At 56.7% G+C, this 16473-nt stretch carries 13 protein-coding genes; 11 read left to right on the top strand and 2 right to left on the bottom strand.

Annotation, left to right across the window (positions count from 1 at the left end; all coding sequences use genetic code 11):
- The first annotated feature begins 188 nt into the window (after positions 1-188).
- Complete coding sequence (locus tag M504_RS09475; RefSeq protein ID WP_047490534.1) at positions 189-2951, top strand: TonB-dependent receptor; 2763 nt, start codon at positions 189-191, stop codon at positions 2949-2951.
- 95 nt (positions 2952-3046) lie between these two features.
- Entirely contained in the window at positions 3047-4156 is a 1110-nt protein-coding gene (locus tag M504_RS09470) for an FUSC family protein (RefSeq protein ID WP_052200579.1), read from the top strand.
- A gap of 6 nt (positions 4157-4162) precedes the next feature.
- Here M504_RS09470 and M504_RS09465 read toward each other — a convergent pair whose 3' ends face one another.
- Positions 4163-4804, bottom strand: coding sequence for an HAD family hydrolase (locus tag M504_RS09465; protein ID WP_232296226.1), 642 nt, complete (start codon positions 4802-4804; stop codon positions 4163-4165).
- A gap of 63 nt (positions 4805-4867) precedes the next feature.
- Between M504_RS09465 and M504_RS09460 the strand changes: the two genes are divergently transcribed.
- Genes M504_RS09460 through moaC form a run of 9 tightly spaced genes read left to right on the top strand, consistent with a single transcriptional unit; the run spans position 4868 to position 15499 of the window.
- Entirely contained in the window at positions 4868-9406 is a 4539-nt protein-coding gene (locus tag M504_RS09460; protein ID WP_052200578.1) for a DEAD/DEAH box helicase, read from the top strand.
- Positions 9403-9588 (top strand): DUF5522 domain-containing protein, encoded by a 186-nt coding sequence (locus M504_RS09455; protein WP_047490529.1) that lies wholly within the window; start codon positions 9403-9405, stop codon positions 9586-9588. The genes M504_RS09460 and M504_RS09455 overlap by 4 nt, the downstream gene beginning before the upstream one ends.
- Positions 9589-9607: 19 nt before the next feature.
- Positions 9608-9880 (top strand): oxidative damage protection protein, encoded by a 273-nt coding sequence (locus M504_RS09450; RefSeq protein WP_047490527.1) that lies wholly within the window; start codon positions 9608-9610, stop codon positions 9878-9880.
- Complete coding sequence (gene hemE, locus M504_RS09445; RefSeq protein WP_047490525.1) at positions 9881-10969, top strand: uroporphyrinogen decarboxylase; 1089 nt, start codon at positions 9881-9883, stop codon at positions 10967-10969. It begins immediately after the preceding gene.
- Positions 10966-12198, top strand: coding sequence for a ferrochelatase (gene hemH, locus M504_RS09440; protein ID WP_047490521.1), 1233 nt, complete (start codon positions 10966-10968; stop codon positions 12196-12198). Before hemE ends, hemH begins: the two co-directional genes overlap by 4 nt.
- A gap of 3 nt (positions 12199-12201) precedes the next feature.
- Positions 12202-13566: a protoporphyrinogen oxidase gene (gene hemG / locus M504_RS09435; protein WP_047490519.1), complete on the top strand. Its 1365-nt coding sequence runs from the start codon at positions 12202-12204 to the stop codon at positions 13564-13566.
- Between the two features lie 10 nt (positions 13567-13576).
- Positions 13577-14800 (top strand): gephyrin-like molybdotransferase Glp, encoded by a 1224-nt coding sequence (glp, locus tag M504_RS09430; protein ID WP_047494272.1) that lies wholly within the window; start codon positions 13577-13579, stop codon positions 14798-14800.
- 10 nt (positions 14801-14810) lie between these two features.
- The gene (locus tag M504_RS09425) at positions 14811-15008 is read left to right on the top strand and encodes a hypothetical protein (protein WP_047490516.1); all 198 of its coding nucleotides are present in this window, start codon (positions 14811-14813) and stop codon (positions 15006-15008) included.
- On the top strand, positions 15005-15499 hold the full coding sequence (moaC, locus tag M504_RS09420) for a cyclic pyranopterin monophosphate synthase MoaC (protein WP_047490513.1): 495 nt from the start codon (positions 15005-15007) through the stop codon (positions 15497-15499). The genes M504_RS09425 and moaC overlap by 4 nt, the downstream gene beginning before the upstream one ends.
- A gap of 24 nt (positions 15500-15523) precedes the next feature.
- On the opposite strand, the gene M504_RS09415 is transcribed toward moaC, so the two are convergent.
- Positions 15524-16432: a glycosyltransferase family 2 protein gene (locus M504_RS09415; RefSeq protein WP_047494268.1), complete on the bottom strand. Its 909-nt coding sequence runs from the start codon at positions 16430-16432 to the stop codon at positions 15524-15526.
- Between the last annotated feature and the right edge of the window lie 41 nt (positions 16433-16473).

Genomic DNA, 16473 nt, shown 5'->3' with positions numbered 1-16473 from the left:
CCCAATTATGCGTGACGAAAGGTGTGGTTGTCGCGCGGAAGAATTTCGAAAAAAATCCTGAACAAAATCGATTCCACCGGAATTAGCAATTGAATGCTCACTCCTTCCCTCCACTGGTCCCTGCCGGTGGAGTGGTTTTTCTTACGGGCTACAGCCCGCCGATTTTGTTTTTGAGGCCGCCTCGCATCATGTACAGATATCAACGCTCCGCTCTTTTGCTCGCCGGGTTAGGTTTGGCCCAGGCATGCGTCACGGCTACGGCACAATCATCAGCCGGTAATCTTCGTCTTCACGTGCGTGACTCTTCGGGCGCCGCTATCTCTGCCAAAGGTACTCTTTACGGCCCCACCGGTGGACATTCGCAGGCGGTGGAGGCCGCCTCAGACGGATCGCTTCAGGTCAGTGATCTAGCTCCGGGCCGTTACACGCTGGAACTCTCGCAGCCGGGATTTGCGGAGCGGCGTAGCACCTTCGTTGTGAGGTCGGGAACGACTACTACACAGGACATCATCCTGACCGTGGGCGGTGTGAATACGACGGTGGATGTCATCGCGTCCACGCCGATTGGCGCCTTGAATGTGCCGCTGAAAGATGTGCCCGTGCCGGTGCAGACATTGTCCGCGCAGACGCTGCTCGACACGAATGCCATTGATCTGACCGATGCCATGAAGCGCCGCCTGAATGGTGTCTACGTGAACGAGAATCAGAACAATCCGTTCCAGCCCGATGTGAACTATCGCGGCTACACAGCGTCGCCGCTTGTGGGCTCGCCTGCCGGACTGTCTGTGTATCTCGATGGCGTCCGCCAGAATCAGCCCTTTGGCGACGTGGTGCAGTGGGATCTGATTCCGAAGGTCGCCATCAGCTCCATGGAGCTGATCCCCGGTTCGAATCCGTTGTACGGCCTGAACACGCTTGGCGGCGCCATTGCTGTGCAGACCAAGGACGGTATTGCGAACCAAGGCTTTGTCATCTCCGGTTACGGAGGCTCGTTCGGTCGTCGCGCAGTGGATGCGGAGTATGGCGGTAACAAGGGGCCTTGGAACTGGTTTGCTGCGGGCACGCTGTATCACGAAGATGGATGGCGTACTCTTTCGCCGTCCAGTGTGCGGCAGGGCTTTGCCAAGCTGGGTTATGCGCATGGCGGCACGCTGGTGTCACTGTCTGGCGGTTATGCTATCAACAATCTGACCGGCAATGGAACGCAGGATTTCCGCGCCATCAATCGCACCACGGGCCTGAATCATGGCTACAACAGCGTGTACACCATTCCCGACGTCACGTATCAGCACCAACCTTTCGCCACTCTGAATGTGACGCAGGCGGTCTCCAGTTCTGTAACGATTAACGCGAATGCTTACGTACGCTATACGCGGCAGAACACCACTAATGGCGATGCGAATGACGATAGCTTTGACCAGTCGTTGTATACGCTAAGCGCCGGTGACAAAACAGCGCTGACCAATGCGGGTATTCCTTATCCCAGCACCGTGCAAAATGCTTCGACGGTTCCATTTCCTTATCTCCGTTGCATCGCGCAGACTCTGCAAAAGGATGAACCATACGAGAAGTGCACCGGCGTGGACACAGATACCGTTACGCGACAGCATGCCTATGGCTTCAGCGGCGTACTGAACTGGAACACGACGCATAACAAGCTCTCCGTGGGCGCAGGCTTTGATCGAGGTGGGCTGACCTTTCAACAAACGGGTCAGTTCGGCTATCTGAATGCGGATGGCATTAGCATCACACGCGTAAACGCATTTCTGGATGGCACGTACACCGACGACGACGGCTCAGTAGTCGACAACCGTGTGAACCTGCACAGCACAACAACGACGCCTAGCTTCTTCGTGACCGATACCTTCAGTCTGAACAAGTGGGTGCTGAATGTTGGTGGACGCTACAACCACACGAGTATCAACAATGTGGATCGCCTGCCTCCTGCCAGTTATCGCGGCACGCTGACAGCGGTAAACAACTTCCAGCGCTTCAATCCGACTGCAGGCATTGTGTACAAGGCCAGCAGTTTGCTCAACGGCTACTTCAACTACGGCGAAAGCAGTCGTGCCCCAACATCTACGGAACTTGGTTGCGCCGATCCGGACTTCCCTTGCTCGCTGCCGAATGCGCTCGTAAGTGACCCGCCGTTGAAGCAGGTGGTGAGCCGTACTTATGAATTCGGCTTCCGTGGCAATCCTGATGGACGCTATCGCTGGTCCGCTGGATACTTTCACACCAACAACTACGATGACTTGTTGTTCGTGGCAGCACAGGCCACTGGTTATGGATACTTCCAGAACTTTGGCAAGACGCGTCGTCAAGGCGTGGAGGCATCCGCTTCAGCACATCTGCGTAAGCTGGATGCGGGTGCGGAATACACCTTCCTGCAGGCGACTTATCAGAGCTCGCAGACGATCGAAGCAGACAGCAACAGCAGCAACAGCAATGCAAAGAGCGGCGAAAAGGGCGTGGCGGATGGAGGATTAATTACCATCCAGCCAGGCAACAACATTCCGCAGGTGCCGCAGCAGATGTTCAAGCTCTACGCGGATTATCATCCGCTGCGGAAGCTGGGCATCAGCGCGGACTTCAACCTCATCGGCTCAAGCTATGTTCGCGGCAACGAGAACAATCAGCATCAGGCCGATGGCGTCTACTACCTGGGCAGCGGCAAGAGCCCTGGTTATGGCGTTGTGAACCTGGGCTCCAGCTACAACATCACCTCACACTTCCAGCTCTTTGCGCAGATCAACAACCTGTTGAACCGCCATTACTACACGGCGGGTCAGCTTGCCACCACGCCGTATGACGCGAATGGCAACTTCGTTGCGCGGCCTTTCACGGCGTATGCTTCGGGCGACTATGCCGTACGCAACACGACCTACCTTGCACCAGGAGCACCCATCGCTGTATTTGGCGGTTTGCGTGTAGCGCTGGGCAAACGCTGATTGTCATCTACAAACATCCCACTAGGGCCCGCGATTTATTGCGGGCCTTTTCTTTTACATTTTTCTTATTCCTAAGGCGTTAGCATCAGACTGACGTGTCTGAATCTGTTCGCAAGTTAGTCGCCCGTTTTGACTGGCACAAGTCGGAGCCGCTGCACGCATTGCTTTGCATGCCGGGCTTGGCGCTGCCGTTGATTGTGGGCATCCACTACGGTTATCCCGGCACTGCGGCGCTGATGGTGGGCGGGGCGCAGTGTGTGGGCTTCGGGTCCTATCAGCAGCCGTTGTTTACGCGTTCGGGCGCGATGCTTGCAGCTTCGTTCGGCATCGCCCTCTCTGCTCTCGTAGGAGCGTTGTGTCGTGACAATACCGTCGCGCTGCTACTCACAACAATCCTTTGGGCTGTTCTCTATGCGTTCTCCAACAGCATCAGCACCGCGACCGCGTGGGTTGGGCAGCAATGCTGCATCTTCCTTGTTATTTCGGCAGCAGCTCCGAACACGCCGGGAACGACGCATGACCTGCTGTACTCCGCGTTGCTGAGAGGGGCAGGTGTGCTTGCGGGTGGCTTGCTGCAGTTTGCGATTTTGTGGGTCTTCCGCTTGTGGCTGCCGGAGGCACATACAAAGTTCAGCCGCATCGATTTTGATCCAACGCGATTCCAGAGAGCTTTTCTGAGGGAACAGCTCTCACCCGGCAGTGGCACATTTCAGTTTGCGCTGCGCATGGCTGTAACGGCGACTGTAGCTGTCTGGATCTATAAGGCGCAAACGTGGACGAGCGCTTACTGGATAGCCATGACCGCGCTGCTTCTTCCCAAGCCGGAGTTTGTGCAGACCATGGCGCGTGGTCTGCTGCGCGCTACAGGCACTCTGATTGGTGCGGCGCTATGCACGCTGATTGTGGTGGAGTTTCATCCCAGCGGCATGTGGCTTGCGTTTTATGTTCTGGTTTTTCAGGCGGCCACGTATCTGCTGAACACGGTCAATTACGGCGCATTTGCCGTCACGTTGACTGGCTACATCTGCTTCGTACTGGCGGTTGCGCGCCAGCCACCACGCGAGGTGCTACTGCATCGCGTGATGGCCACGCTCATAGGTACAGGTGTTGCATTGAGCGTCCATATTGCATTTCGCTACGGACGCAGGCTGCTGCACATTAAACCGCCAAAGATTCATTCACTAGAGGGAGATACGCAGGTCTAACATTTGCTATTGCACGTTATGGCCAATGTCGCGTGCGCCGCCAGCTTCACGTAAATAATCTTCAATTGCATCGGCGAGCACGCCTTTTGCTTCCAGCACGAGTTCGATCGCATCGCGTCCTGCACCGTGGCCACCGGCATGTGTCGTTACGTAATGTGCGACGGCCTTTACAGGCTCACGCGCATTCCACGTAGCAATGGCCAGACCCACGGAGCGCATAGGTGGAAGATCGATAATGTCATCGCCAACGTAGCAGATCTCCTCGAGAGTGACGTCGCCTTCCTGCATGATCTGGCGAATGGCGTCCATCTTTTGCTGCGATCCCTGGTGAATGAACTCCACTTTCAGATCGCGCAAACGAACTTCAACAGTGTCGCTGGTGCGTTTGGTGATGGCGCCAAAACGCAAGCCCGCAATGCGGCCAATGCCCATACCCAGGCCATCGTGCGCCGAAAACCCTTTAATCTCTACGCTGCTAATAAAGCCATCTTCACGTTTGCCAGTGGGAATGAACCATAGCGTTCCGTCTGTAAGTACCCCATCCACATCAAACACAATGACTTTGATCTTTTCTGCGCGTGCTTTCAGTTCTGCATCCATGTGTCCATCATCGCAGAAAGTGAATACGCTGACGCGTGGTCCAGCCATGTCGGAAGTAGCAAAGCCTTGTTCTTGAAAGCGAAGAAATGACGAACAGAATACAATGACCGCATGACTGCTGCCGTTACCCCCATCTCGGCAATCCATGCATCGCTGGCATGGGCGCACCCCGTCGTGCGGCATTGGTTCGTGCAGAAATTCAGTTCGCCTACCGAACCCCAGGTAGAGGGCTGGCCTTCCATCCTTCGTGGCGACGATACGCTTATTTCCGCGCCCACCGGCAGTGGCAAAACGCTCACGGCGTTTCTTGTTGCTATCAACCGGCTTGTCACGGAAGCGCTGGAGGGATCGTTGCCTGCGTATACGCAGGTTGTTTATGTCTCGCCGCTAAAAGCGCTAGGCAACGATATTCAAAAGAACCTCGATGAGCCGTTGCGCGAGATCCTCGCACTTGCATTGGAAGAGGGATATCTTTGTCCGCGTATCCGCACGGGTGTGCGCACCGGTGACACGCTTCCTAAAGAGCGTGTTGCCATGCTCAAAGAGCCGCCGCATATTCTTGTCACCACGCCGGAATCGCTGTATCTGCTGTTGACCGCTGGAAAGTCACGCGAGAATCTTCGCCACGTGCACACCGTCATTGTGGATGAGATCCACGCCATGGTGGATGACAAGCGCGGAGCGCATCTTTCACTCACCTTAGAACGCCTGGATGCTTTAGTGACGGGCGAGAACAGGCTTGCGCCCAGCGGCATGTTGATGGGGCTTGCGAAACGTCCGCAGCGCATTGGGCTTTCCGCAACCCAGAATCCGATTGAGCTGGTTGCGGATTACCTTACGGGCATTGCCGCAGATCGCACACGCGCCACCATTGTGCAGGTAGGGCAGAGACGCACACTCGATCTTGGTATTGAGATTCCATTCTCGGAACTCACCAGCGTTCGTGACAGCAAGATGTGGCTTGAAGTGGTGGATCGCATGGCAGAGCTGTGCACGCAACATCGTTCCACACTAGTCTTTGCGAACACCCGCAGCATGGTGGAGCGTTTGTGCTGTGCGCTGGGCGAGCGACTCGGACAGGACAATGTCGCGGCGCATCATGGTTCGCTCTCACGTGCGCTTCGGCTCGATGCAGAGCAGCGATTGAAAGCGGGCGAGATTCAGTGTCTTGTTGCAACAGCCTCGTTGGAATTGGGCATTGATATCGGCGCAGTTGATCTTGTTCTGCAACTCAACAGCACACGCGATATTGCGGTAGCCATGCAACGAGTAGGTCGGGCGGGTCATTGGCGCGGGGCTATTCCGAAAGGACGTTTCTTCGCCACCACACGTGACGATCTTTTAGAACAGGCAGCGCTCATTCGTGCTATGCGCACCGGGCAGCTTGACCGGCTTGAGATTCCGCCGCAACCGCTGGATGTGTTGATGCAGCAGATGGTGGCGATGTGTGGTGCGGAGCCGTGGGAAGAAGATGCGATGTACCGCGTGATGACTCGTGCGTATCCGTATCGTCTTCTAACCCGTGATGAGTTTGATGAACTCGTCACGCTGCTGCATACCGGCATTGAGAATTCGCGTGGACGTTATGGCGCGTATCTCTTGCGCGATGGCGTTGCGGGCATACTGCATCCACGCCGCGGTGCGCGTATGACCGCTATTGGCAACGGTGGCGCTATTCCGGATACGTCGATCTTCTCCGTTATCCTGATGCCCGAAGGTGTTCAGATTGCCACGCTGGGCGAGCACTTTGCCGTGGATAGTGGCCCTGGCGATGTGGTGCAGCTTGGCAATGCAAGCTGGCGCATCCTCACAGTAGAAAAAGAAGGCCGCGTGCTGGTGGAAGATGCGCATGGCGCACCGCCTTCCGTCCCTTTCTGGGAGGGCGAAGCTCCACAACGTACCGACGTACTTAGCGACTTCGTCGCAGGGCTTCGTGAAGAGATCAGTTTTCGAACAGAAGGTGTGCATCATGAGATGGTCACGCGCGATGATGTGCGTGTGGATGCAGCGCTGGCATGGCTCATGGAAGAGTGCAGCTTGTGTGAATCTGCTGCACTGCAACTGATTCAATACATCGCGAATGGCCGTGCTGTTCTCGGTCGTGTGCCTACCAAGAACACGATTATTGCAGAGCGTTTCTTCGATGAAGGTGGCGGCATGCAGTTGATCTTGCATGCACCTTTTGGTGGCCGCATTAATCGCGCGTGGGGTTTGGCGCTGCGCAAGCGCTTCTGCCGTGGCTTCAACTACGAACTACAGGCTGCCGCAACGGATAACGGCATCAATATCTGTCTCGCGGAACAACACAGCTTTCCGCTGGCCGATGTGTTCCATTTCCTTACGGAAGTCACAGCGAAGGAGTTGCTGGAACAGGCATCGTTGGCATCGCCTATTTTCAAGACGCGCTGGCGTTGGGCTGCGAATCGTTCTCTGCAACTGCTGCGCTTCCAAAAGGGACGCAAGGTGCCGCCGCAGGTACAGCGCACGCGTGGTGAAGATTTGCTCGCCAGCGTATTCCCGCAGGCGGCGGCGTGCTTTGAAACGATTGTTGGCGATATCGAGATCCCCAACCATCCTCTGGTCCGCGAAGTGATGCAGGACGTGTTGCAGGAGGCGATGGACCTTGCCGGCTTGCAGCAAGTTCTGCGCGACATGGATGGCGGTAAAATCCGTTGCATTGCCGTCGATACGCCGGTGCCATCGGTCTTCTCGCATGAACTGCTTAATGCGAATCAGAACGCCTTTCTGGATGAAGCTGATCTGGGCGAGCGTCGCGCTCGTGCTGTGTCCCTGCGCGGTAGTATTCCGGATTCTGTTTTGGGTGAGGCAGGACGACTTGATCCTGCCGCCATTCGGCAGACACGTTGCGAGATATGGCCCGACCTGCGCGACGAACACGAACTGCATGATCTTCTCTTCAGTGCCATCGCTTTGCCTGTGGCACTGTTCACAGAGCAGAATCCGCTGGCTGCATGTGCCGGTGAAGAAGTGCAGTCGCATCGCATCCATAGCAGTCGTCATTGGCCATTGTTTTTTGAACGTCTGCAACAACGCGGTCGTGCAATTCTCATTCGTTTTGGGACACAGGATTGCTGGGTTGCGACCGAACGTCTGCCTCACGTACAACTCCTGCAATCCATCTCGCAGAGCGTCTCTGTGCCTGTGGCTTGCGAACAGAGTGAAAACGCTGTAAGCATCGGCGAATCGCTCCGTCTGTTGACGCAGGGATTTCTGCAACTTCTGGGGCCGACTACGGCTACGCAGATTGCAGAGCTGCTTGAACTGCAGCCGCGCGCCATCGCGCAACAGCTTGTCGCTATTGAAGTGCAGGGGCTGGCGTTGCGCGGCATCTTCGAAGGCAGTGGTCCCGCAGAGAACGACCAGCATTTGGAGTGGTGCGAACGCCGCATTCTGCAACGCATTCATCGTCTTACGCTTGGTGCACTGCGCAAACAAATTGACGCCGTTACACCTGCTGTTTATCTACGCTGGCTAACGCGATGGCAGCATCTGCAACCGCAGACACAGCTCAGCGGTGAAGAAGGTGTGCTGGAAGCGCTGGTGCGGTTGGAAGGATTTGAAGCGCCCGCCATTGAGTGGGAGCGCAACCTATTGCCGCAGCGTGTGAAGGATTACGACGGCAAGTGGCTGGATGCGTTGTGCCTCTCCGGTGCCGTGGGATGGGGACGCATCTCGCCGCACCCGGCATGGGCTGCGGGTGATGGCGCGGCGCCGCGCCGCGTGATCCCAACGAACATGGCGCCCATCACGTTTTACCTGCGTGAATCCGCTGATTGGCTGCCTGCCGCGCTGGCACAGAAATCAATTGATGAAACGAAGCTGCAACAGGCGCTGAGTCCTGAAGCTCTTTCAGTACGAAATGCTTTACGCGAACGTGGCGCGTCCTTCGCCAGTGATTTGCAACGTTTCTGCGTACTCAGCAAACAACAGACGCAAAGTGCATTGTGGGAACTTGCAACGGCGGGTCTCGCTTCGGCAGATGGTTTCGATCAACTCCGCATCATGATGGACCCGAAGCGCAAACCGCTGGCCGCAGAGCCGGTGACAAACGCCGCGCGGCGAGCCACTCGCAGCACAGCCGGTCGATGGTCACTGTTCATCGAAGATGAGCATCGACAACTCACCATAACCGAACGTGCGCGAGAAGAAGAGACCTCGCTCGTGGCCGCTGCGCGTATGTTGCTGGCACGTTATGGAGTGGTTTTCCGCGATATTCTTACGCGTGAATCCAACGCGCCACGCTGGCGGGATCTGCAGCGCATGTTGCGCCGCATGGAGGCTCGTGGGGAAGTGCGTGGAGGCCGTTTTGTGCAGGGCTTCCATGGCGAGCAATTTGCTTTACCAGAAGCGGTGGAGAGCTTGCGAGCCACCCGCGATCTGCAGCACGAAGAAGTACTCACTCTTGCTGCCAGCGATCCGGTGAATCTCATTGGCATCGTGGTTCCAGGTGAACGGACCAGCGCCGTCGCGGGCCGGAAAGCGCATCTGCGCAATGGGCTGGCATGTGATGCTGAGGGGAATCCAATTGACGCGGTCGCGACGCCGCTGGGGATCAGACGGAATGCGTCTCCAAAGCTGGAAACCCCGCGTGCAGAAACACCCCAACCGCAGGACAGCTTGTTCGCATGAGCACGCAGCCGACGCTGGCCGATGAGGATTTCTATTACGACGGCCCGTTCCTGGTCTTTACAGCGGCATATCATCGCAAACGTGGTTCATGCTGCGGGAATGGCTGTCGCCACTGCCCTTACGACGAAAATGGCGATCTGGTGCCGGGCAAAGGCGAACAGCTTCCCGGCAATTTAGAATAGAAAACGGAAAGAGACACACATGGCACACATGGTTTTCTGCTCAAAGTACAAGCAGGAGCTGGAGGGGCTGGACGAGCCTCCCTTCGACTCCGACTTCGGCAACAAGATTTACAACACCGTCAGCAAGAAGGCGTGGGGCGAGTGGATTGAGCGCCAGAAGATGCTGCTGAACGAGTATCGTCTGCAGCCCTGGACCCCTCAGGCGCAGGAGTTCCTGGTGGAGCAGATGAACGAGTTCTTCTACGGCTCTGGCGGCGAGCTTCCCAAGGAATACGTCGCTCCGACGGCGTAAATGACGGACGTTTCTATAGTTATCGAATCATCAAAGCGTAACGTCGTTGACAGTCGTTTTGTGCGTGCGTGTCTGCGTCAGCCCGTGGATCGCACACCTGTGTGGTTTTTGAGGCAGGCAGGCCGCTACATGCCGGAATACATGGCAGTGCGCCGGCAGCATTCGCTGCTGGATATTTGCCGCACGCCCGATGTTGCTGCCGAGGTGACTATCACCGCAGCAGAACGGCTGGATGTGGACGCAGCCATCATCTTCGCGGATTTGCTGCTGCCGTTCACGCCCATGGGGCTTGATTTTGAGTTCGTGAATGGCGAAGGCCCGGTGGTGCATCAGCCCATCCGGACACGCGAACAGATCGAGGCTCTGCGTACTGACCGGGCGGAAGAGCTCATCTACGTCGCAAAGGCCATTGAAAAGGTGCGCAGCCACTTTGCAGCACCGCGTGCCGACGGCGACCGTCTTGGCATCATTGGCTTCATCGGCGCGCCGTTTACGCTGGCCAGCTACATGATTGAAGGCGGTTCTTCGCGCAACTACGTGGAGATGAAGCGCCTCATGTATGGCGATCCATCGTCGTGGTCGCTGTTGATGGAGAAGCTGAATACCGTGCTTGCGGAATACGCCGCACAGCAGGTGCAGGCAGGCGCAGACGTCATCCAGATCTTCGATAGCTGGGCTGGCGCGCTTGCCGTCAATGACTATCGCGACTTCGTGTTGCCGCACACGCGTGATCTGGTGCAGCGCGTCAAGGCGCTTGGTGTGCCGGTGATTTACTTCGGTGTGGATACCGCATCATTGCTCGGCACCATGAGCGAAACTGGCTGCGACGTTCTGGGCCTCGACTGGCGCGTACCGCTGGATGAAGGCTGGAAGCTTGCCGGAGACACATGCGGTGTGCAGGGAAACCTTGATCCTATCGCGCTGTTCGCTCCGCAGGATCTGCTGAAGCAGCGAGTAAAAGATGTTCTGGACAAGGCCGCAAATCGTCCAGGTCATATCTTCAACCTAGGACACGGTATTGTCCCCGGAACCCCCGTTGACAATGTGATTGCTGTCAGCAAGTGGGTGAAGGAGTTGAGTGCGCGATGAGCCTGCGCGATCTTCCTTTTTTTCTCATTGGTCTTGCGAGCGAGAAGCTCAAGCTGCAGGAGCAGATGACCGCGCCCGCCGTGGCGGCGAAGGAAGCGCGCATCCTTGCGCAGTACGAGATCAGCAATGCAGATCAGATTGCCGCGGCTATGGCTGCTCCTGCTGTGACGCAACCGGAACCAGAGTACTTTGATGCCATCGTTCTTCTCGCACACGGCACACCAGATGTGCTGGGTGAGATGGACGAGTATCTGAAGCTGGTCACTGGTGGCCGTGGTGTTCCCCCGCATGTAGTGCATGAGTTGCAGGAGCGTTATGCCGAAATTGGCTTGAAGGATGAGCCAACCGCAGAAGGCCCACATCTGACGCGGTGGACGCTGCGTGAAGCTGAGCTATTGCGTGAGCGTACGGACATGCCGGTTTACATCGGCATGCGCAACTGGAAGCCGTTTATCGCGGACACCGTGGCGCAGATGAAGCAGGACGGCGTGAAGAAAGTGCGCGCCATCTGTCTCGCGCCACAGAACTCGCGCACCAGTGTGGGGCTGTATCGTCGCGCTATGGAAACGGCAGCCGATGGCGCATTTGAAATCGACTTCGTTGCTGGATGGAGCGAACACTCGCTGCTGATTCGTGCCTTTACAGAACGTTTGCGCAAAGCGCTCGAAGTCGCACCGCAGGACAAGAAAACGGCTGTGCTATTTACAGCGCATTCCGTTCCTTGCCGCACGATCCAGTCAAAGCCAAGCGAACATCATGGCATGTTGTTGACCACGGAAGCGGACACTTATGCGATTGAGTGCAAAGCAACAGCGGCACTCATTGCGAACGAACTCAGCGAGCAGATCAGCGAAAGTGACTGGTATTTCTGCTTCCAGTCACAGGGCATGAGCGGTGGTCCGTGGATTGGACCAAGTGTTGAAGACACGCTGAAGGCACTGCGCGATGGCGGCTATCAACACGTGATCCTGGATCCCATTGGTTTTCTGTGCGATCACGTTGAGATTCTGTACGACATTGACATTGCGTTCCAGAAGACCGCAGCGGAACTGGGCATCACCCTATCGCGTCCTGAGAGCCTGAACGATTCACCGACACTGATCGGCGCCCTGGCTGATCTGGCACGACGCGGCACACGCAGTCTGCCACAGCATCCTCTCAACACAACGGCGCAGCCTGCGGAAGTTGTGCAGACACTTGCGCCAGTGGAAGAACAGGCATCGGTGTAAGGCATGAAGCGCATTGCCATTGTTGGCGGGGGCTTGGCGGGCCTATCGGCTGCTTATGAACTTCAGCGCAATGGCCATAGCTTCACTCTCTTTGAGCAAAGTGATCGCTTGGGTGGCATCGTAGACACGCTGCGACAGGATGGCTTTGTGATTGAACGCGGCCCGGATGGCTGGGTCACAGAGAAGCCGTGGGCGCGCGAGCTTGCAATTGAGCTCGGCTTGGAAGACGAGCTCATCACTTCCAACGATCACGAGCGCATCACGTGGGTGTTGCAGCAAGGCAACCTGCTTCCCATGCCGGATAACATGCGCATGATGGTTCCAGAAAACGTGGACACCATTCTGCAATCGCCATTGTTCAGTGAGGGCGCGCGCAGTGCATACATTGCTGAAGAGCGCCGTGCAGATGAGTTAAAGGCTGCAGCACCGGCACAGGATGAGTCTGTGGCGAGCTTTATACAGCGTCACTTCGGTGAAGAGGTTCTGCGAGTCATCGGAGCTCCATTGCTTGGTGGTGTCTTTGGTGGCGACGTGCATCAACTCAGCGTCCGTGCCGTGATGCCAGCGTTTGTGCAGATGGAGCGCGAGTATGGATCGTTGATTCGCGGGCTTGCTTCGAAGAGGGCACAACGTGGGGATCGACCTGCTTCGCCTGTCTTTACTTCGCTCAAGACGGGCACGGGAACTTTGGTGGAACGCATGGCAGAGACTTTGCCTGATGCTTTTATCCGCCTGAATGCAGGAGTAAAGAAGGTCGAGCGCACTACTGCCGGCTGGTTGATTGACGGTGAGGCGTTTGATCACCTGATGTTGGCGTTGCCTGTGCATCACGCATCGCGACTCCTTGCAGCGACAGATGAGCGCATGGCGGAATTGATTGTGCAGCCGACGAGTTCCGCCGTCATCGTTGGTTTTGGTTATCTTCCGGAGAATGCGCCTGCCACTCCTAAGGGATTCGGATTTCTGTCGCCAGAAGGTGAGGATTGCACGCTGTTGGCTGCAACGTTTTCTGATCAGAAATACACCCATCGCGTGCCGGAAGGCGGCAAGAGTCTGCGTGCTTTCTTTGGTGGCAGAGAGGCAGAAGCTTTGCAACAGGAAAGCGATGAGGCGATCATTGCAGCCGCGACTCGTGAGATGGAGAAGGTGCTGGGCCCCTTACCGCAGCCTGCCATTGCATTTGCGCGTCGTTTACCGTCTTCGCTGCCACAGTATGGCGTGGGACATGGCGAACGCATGGCAGAGTTACAGCAGCGCGTAAATGAGTTGGGATCTCTGCATCTGCTTGGTAACGGATATCGTGGTGTTGGGCTGCCAGATCTGATTCGCGATGGCCGAGCCGCTGCACGCGAATTGCTGGCATCCTGAGGACACTCGCATGGCGCTGATCACCTGCCAGGAAGCACTAGATCTCGTCGCTGCTTATATCGCCGCGTTCTCGCCGCGTACAAAGGTGGATCGTTTGCCATTGGAACAGGCACTGGGGCGCGTTCTTGCACAACCCATTCATGCCGACCGTGATCAGCCGCCGTTTCCCCGTTCCACTCGTGATGGTTATGCTGTGCGAGCTGTAGATCATGGTGTGAGGAGACTTGTTGGTTCCGTCCGCGCGGGTGAAGTATGGACCGGCGCGCCTCTAGCCCAAGGAGAAGCCATTGAGGTGATGACCGGTGCTCCGGTTCCGGAGGGCGCCGATGCCGTGGTGATGCTGGAGCACGTGGAGGTTGTGCCACAAGGAGTGAGCATCGCCGACAATCACTTGCCGAGTGCTGGTGACAACGTAGTTCCGCGTGGGCAGGAAGCACGTACAAGCGATGTCCTGCTGCGTGCCGGAGTCCGTTTGACTGCGGCAGAGATTGCCCTTGCGGCTTCTGTTGGGGCTGCGGAACTCAATGTGTATGTGCAGCCTGTGGCGGCGATATTAGCAACGGGCGATGAATTAGTGTCGGTAGATCAAACTCCTGCGCCGCATCAGATACGCAATAGCAACTCCCATACGCTGGCAGCGCTCACTCGACAGAATGGCGGTGTGCCGCGTGTGCTATCACCTGCGTTGGATAGTCGCGAATCTCTTCTGGAGCGTTTGACCGCAGCACGACACGGCGATCTGTTGTTGCTCAGTGGTGGTGTCTCAGCAGGGAAGTATGACCTGGTCGAAGATGTGCTGCTGGCGCTGGGAGCAGAGTTCTATTTCACTGGTGTTTTCATGCAGCCGGGCAAGCCGGTCGTGTTTGGGCGTTTGCCTGCGACCGACATACACGCGGAGCAGTGGATTTTTGGTCTGCCCGGTAACCCCGTGTCCACGCTGGTAACGGCGCTGCTGTTCGCTATGCCGATGTTGAGAGCACTGGGCGGTGAGTCCTCTCCAAAGCCACGATTTGTACAGGCGGCACTTGCATCTGCGATGAAGGTGCGTCCTGGCCTGACACGGTTTGTCCCCGCAAGGCTTTATTCGTCGCTGGATGTCGTAAGTGCTGAGCCTGTCGAATCACATGGCTCGGGGGACTTAGTCGGCAATGCTCGTGCCGACGGCTACATCGTCGTGCCATCGGATGCGGATTCTCTTACTTCCGGGGCCACTGTGACGGTGCTGCTGCGGTAGGCTCATACACATGAACAAGACCGCGCGCCTGGGCAAACTTTTGATTGGTGCAGCCGTGATCGTGCCTGCGCTGGCCGTGGCGGGGCTCATCGTGGAAAGCCATTACTTCCTGATCCATATTGAACAGAAGCAGCTATTGAAATGGCTTGCGGTGGATGCAGGCGTGCTGATACTGGGATTGATGCTGAGTCGCGGAGAAGATCTGTGAGCAAGCTATCGCACTACAACGAAGCTGGCGAAGCGCACATGGTCGACGTGAGCGACAAAAAACCAACGCGCCGCGAGGCGGTTGCCGAAGCGTTTGTGGAACTGAATGCCGAAGTTCTCGCTGCATTGCCCCAGAATCCTAAGGGAAACCCTCTGGAAGTAGCGCGTTTTGCAGGTATTACCGCTGCCAAGAAGACCGCGGATCTGATTCCCATGTGTCACCCGTTGCCACTTTCCTTCGTGGATGTGGAAGCGACCATTGTGTATCCAGCAGCGCTATTGAAAACCGGTGGAGGCGTGCGCATCCGTGCTACTGCAGCGACCGTCGCGGGAACAGGCGTGGAAATGGAAGCGATGACCGCCGCCGCCGTCGCGGCGCTCACTGTCTACGACATGACAAAGGCGCTGGATAAGGGCATCCGCATCCGCGAAGTGGTGCTGCTGAGCAAAAAAGGCGGCAAGGGCGGAGACTACGTCCGGTCTGAAGAGTAAGACGGCCCCTTCACGCACGTTGCGTTATGACGCATCCCAATACGAGCGCTGTCCAGTCAGTCTGAGCTTAAGGGACAGAGGTAGGTGTGCTTCCATGCGGCCGAGCTTGTAACCCAGATACTTGGCGAAAGTGAGCAGTACCGCGCGGGGTATTGCGAATGGTTCGTGCTTTCTGAGGTACTTCAATTCCGAAACGACAAACTTGCGACCTTCGCCTCCTGCTCCACCAAATGTTTCCATGAGCCACGGCATGCGCGCGTGATATACGCCAGTGTCAAAGTAGCGCGACAGTACCTGCGAGAAGTTGAAGTCGTGGGAATGAATTACCTTTGCGTCACTGCAATAGGCCGTTTTCCAGCCACCCGCGAGCATTCGTGCAGCCATGGTGGCGTCTTCACCAATGATGACATTAGGATCAAAGCCGCCGAGGGCATCGAAGGCGGTGCGTCGATAGGCGGAGAAGCTGTTTGAGAAAAAAGCAGCTCGAAAACCAACCCGTTTGCGGTCTTCGTACGCCCTCACATAGGGGCTGTCCGGGTAGTTGAACAGGCGCCCGTGACGCTCGATCGCGCCCGCGCCTTCTCGTGGAAGTTGTCTCCCGAACGCTGCACCGACCGTTGGATCATCAAAGGTATGGATGAGATTGCGAATGGCTTGCGTGTCCGCCAGCATCGCATCTTGCGTCATGAACACTAAAATTTTTGCATTTGGAACAAAGCTGGTTGCAAGCTGCCTGCTTTTTCCGTGACGAAACTCCCGCGATGGAATGCTTTGCACGCGAAATCCGGCGGCTGTCGCAATTTCGTAGGTTTGGTCTTTGGATTCAGAGTCGAGAACCAGAATCTGATGGACCTGCAAGCCGGACGCAAGGAGCGAGTCTCTGAGTGATGTGAACTCTGGGCCCGCGTTGTATGTCGGGATGATTACTGCCACGTCCGCGAGAGGGGACAGGGTTCGTTCGGTGGTTGTGTTTT

This window comes from Terriglobus sp. TAA 43 (assembly GCF_000800015.1).
Classification (GTDB): domain Bacteria; phylum Acidobacteriota; class Terriglobia; order Terriglobales; family Acidobacteriaceae; genus Terriglobus.
Note: the sequence above shows the minus strand (reverse complement) of the source record. Positions and strands in the feature narration are given on the sequence as shown.

Excerpts from the sequence above, each read along its gene's own strand:
- M504_RS09475 (WP_047490534.1), top strand. The coding sequence starts at position 189 with ATGTACAGATATCAACGCTCCGCTCTTTTGCTCGCCGGGTTAGGTTTG.
- M504_RS09465 (WP_232296226.1), bottom strand. The coding sequence starts at position 4,804 with ATGGCTGGACCACGCGTCAGCGTATTCACTTTCTGCGATGATGGACAC.
- M504_RS09460 (WP_052200578.1), top strand. The coding sequence starts at position 4,868 with ATGACTGCTGCCGTTACCCCCATCTCGGCAATCCATGCATCGCTGGCA.
- M504_RS09455 (WP_047490529.1), top strand. The coding sequence starts at position 9,403 with ATGAGCACGCAGCCGACGCTGGCCGATGAGGATTTCTATTACGACGGC.
- M504_RS09450 (WP_047490527.1), top strand. The coding sequence starts at position 9,608 with ATGGCACACATGGTTTTCTGCTCAAAGTACAAGCAGGAGCTGGAGGGG.
- hemE (WP_047490525.1), top strand. The coding sequence starts at position 9,881 with ATGACGGACGTTTCTATAGTTATCGAATCATCAAAGCGTAACGTCGTT.
- hemH (WP_047490521.1), top strand. The coding sequence starts at position 10,966 with ATGAGCCTGCGCGATCTTCCTTTTTTTCTCATTGGTCTTGCGAGCGAG.
- hemG (WP_047490519.1), top strand. The coding sequence starts at position 12,202 with ATGAAGCGCATTGCCATTGTTGGCGGGGGCTTGGCGGGCCTATCGGCT.
- glp (WP_047494272.1), top strand. The coding sequence starts at position 13,577 with ATGGCGCTGATCACCTGCCAGGAAGCACTAGATCTCGTCGCTGCTTAT.
- M504_RS09425 (WP_047490516.1), top strand. The coding sequence starts at position 14,811 with ATGAACAAGACCGCGCGCCTGGGCAAACTTTTGATTGGTGCAGCCGTG.